At 71.7% G+C, this 2,737-nt stretch carries 2 protein-coding genes; one reads left to right on the top strand and one right to left on the bottom strand.

The window, feature by feature from the left end:
* Positions 1–197 precede the first annotated feature (197 nt).
* A complete protein-coding gene (locus ACOJUF_RS22215) occupies positions 198–407 on the bottom strand; it encodes a DUF3046 domain-containing protein (protein ID WP_420123991.1) in 210 nt (69 codons plus the stop codon).
* A 484-nt stretch (positions 408–891) separates the two neighbouring features.
* On the opposite strand from ACOJUF_RS22215, the gene ACOJUF_RS22210 reads away from it, so the two are divergent.
* Positions 892–2,737, top strand: a 1,846-nt coding sequence (locus ACOJUF_RS22210) for an MFS transporter (RefSeq protein WP_420123990.1), incomplete at its 3' end; no start/stop codon positions are given.

Here is a 2,737-nt window from a genome sequence, read left to right as displayed (position 1 = left end):
GGTACTGCTGTTCGTTGGTTGCTGCTTGCCTGTGGGATCGACGCTAGAGGGCGGCACCGACAGTGACCCCGAACCGGACCAGAATGTGGATCGTTCCGGGCATGGGGACAACTGTAGACGTACACCTGTTCGAGCCCAAGCTCCGGCCGCCGCGTGTCGCGGGACACGCCCACGGACATGTCCCGGGCCGGGACGGGTCAGTCGGGCAGCCCGTGCCGGAGCGCGACCGGGACGTCGAAGTCGTCGCAGACGGCGAACCAGACGGTCTTGGGTTCCTCGCCGGCGTCGAGCGCCTCGTCGGCGGTCCGGCCGCCGAGGGCCGAGAAGACGTGGTCCGCGGCGACCGTCGACGCCCGCGCGGGGCCGAAATGGGCGGACATCAACCCGCGGAACTCCGTCAGTCGCACGCCGACACCCTACTGATCGCCGGCCGCCCGGCCGCCGGTGATCACCCCGGCCCGGCCACCGGCCGCCGAAGCGGCGGACGGCCCCGCACCTCCCCAGCGGCGACCGGTCCCCGCCGGCGTCGACCGCCCCGGCGGGCGATCCACCGGCCCTGTCGGACCCACCGGGCAGACTCGGTCCATGGATCCCACCGGACTGTCCAGCCCGTTCGGCCAACTCGTCATCGGTGCCGGGTTGCTGGCGACGATCGTGGTCGGCATCGTGGCCCTGCGACGGCGGCGGTGACGGTCCGCCCGACGGGTCGCCGCCGGTCACTCCGGACGATCGAGATATCGATACGAAACGGTTGCGTTTCGCAATGAAGCGGCGCAAGATCGAGACGGCCCCGGACGCCGTCGACCGCGGCCCCCGCCCATCACCCAGCCTCCTGGGCCCGACCCGGTACGCGCCGGTCCGGTCCTGAGGTCGTCGACGAAGGTCTTCGCCATGCCCGACTCTGCAGCCGCCGGCCCGGCCGGCGCCACCACCGCCGCCGGCCCGGCCCCCACCTCCCCCGCCGGCGGGTACCCGCAGCGCTGGAAGGCGCTGTCCGTCCTGGTCGTCGGCCTGCTGGTGGTCGTCCTGGACAACACAATCCTCAACGTGGCCCTCAAGACCATCCAGGTCGACCTCAACGCCACCCAGAACCAACTGGTCTGGGCCATCAACGCGTATTCGCTCGCCTTCGCCGCCCTGCTCTTCACCTGGGGCGTGCTGGGCGACCGCTTCGGCCGCAAACGCATCCTGATGATCGGCCTGATGCTGTTCGGGGTGGCCTCGGCGCTGTGCGCGTTCGCCGACAGTCCCGGCGAGCTGATCGCGTACCGCGCCCTGATGGGCGTCGGCGGCGCCTCGGTCATGCCGGTCTCGCTGTCGATCGTGACCGTGATCTTCCCGCCGCAGGAGCGCGGTCGTGCGATCGGCATCTGGTCGGCGGCGGTCGGCGGCGCCGTGGCCATCGGACCGGTGCTGGGCGGTCTGCTGCTCGAGCACCCGAACTGGTTCAGCTGGCTGACCGGCAACGACTGGGGCTCGGTCTTCTTCATCAACGTGCCGATCGTCATCGTCGGCCTCATCGGGATCGCGATGCTGGTCCCGGAGACCAAGAACCCGCGGCCCGGGCAACTGGATCCGGTGGGCCTGGTCCTGTCCGTGGTCGGCCTCTTCACCGTCGTCTACGGCATCCAGAACGCCTCCGAAGTGGGCTGGGGCGCCCCGTCGACCTGGGGCTTCATCGTGCTGGGGCTGGCCGTCCTGATCGGCTTCGTGCTGTACGAGCGACGCTGCAGCCATCCGTCGATCGACCTGTCGCTGTTCAAGATCCGGTCGTTCACCGTCCCGCTGACCGGTGTCACGCTGGCCTTCGCCGCGATGCAGGGCAGCCTGCTGTTCCTGACCTTCTACTACCAGATCGTGCGGGGGTGGAGCCCGCTGCAGGCCGGGCTGCTCGTCCTGCCGTTCGCCGTCGGTCAGCTGCTCGGGGCGCCCCGGAGCGCCAAGATGGTCAAGCGGTTCGGCGCCCGCGTCGTCATCCCGGTCGGCCTGGGTTTCGCGGTGGTCGGCATGGTGTTCTTCAGCCTGGTCACCCCGGACACGCCCGTGTGGCTGCTGATCGTCCTGGGCGTCGTCTTCGGCTTCGGCCTGGGCAACACGATCGCGCCGTCCACCACCCGGATGACGCTGGCCACCCCGCCGGAACGGTCCGGCTCGGGTTCGGCCGTGCAGAACACCGTCCGCCAGGTGGGCGCGGTCTTCGGCGTGGCCATCCTGTCCTCCATCGTGACCACGGTCTACAGCAACAACATCACCCCGCTGTTGGAGGGCAAGGGCCTGCCGCCGGAGGCGTTCACCGCGGCCAGCGAGTCGATCGGTGGCGCCAACGAGGTGGCCGACCGCGTCGCCGCGTCCGGGCAGGTCCCGGCGCAGGCGGTGGAGCAGTTGCGGCAGGCCGCCGTCGACTCCTTCCTTCCGGCTCTGCACACCGCGACCGCGTGTGCGGTCGGCCTGTTGGCCCTGGCTCTGCTGATCGTGGCCATCTGGCTGCCGACCAAGGCGCAGGCCGCGGCCTGGTCCAGCCCCGAGGGCGCCGGAGCGGGCCCGGTCGCCCCGGCGAGCGCGGACGAGGTCGGCCGCGACCCGGCCGGTGCCGGCCGGGTTGCCGCCGCGACGGACCCGGCCGAGGTCGTCGGTGTCGGTGTCGGTGTCGGTGACGGCGACCGTCGGCCGGGCGAGCCGGTCCCGGTGCTGGCCCACCTGCCCCAGCACGCCGCCGGCGGGCGCCATGCCGCGGTCG

This window comes from Nakamurella sp. (assembly GCF_048594475.1).
Classification (GTDB): Bacteria; Actinomycetota; Actinomycetes; order Mycobacteriales; family Nakamurellaceae; genus Nakamurella.
This window is presented reverse-complemented; position numbering and strand designations above follow the sequence as displayed.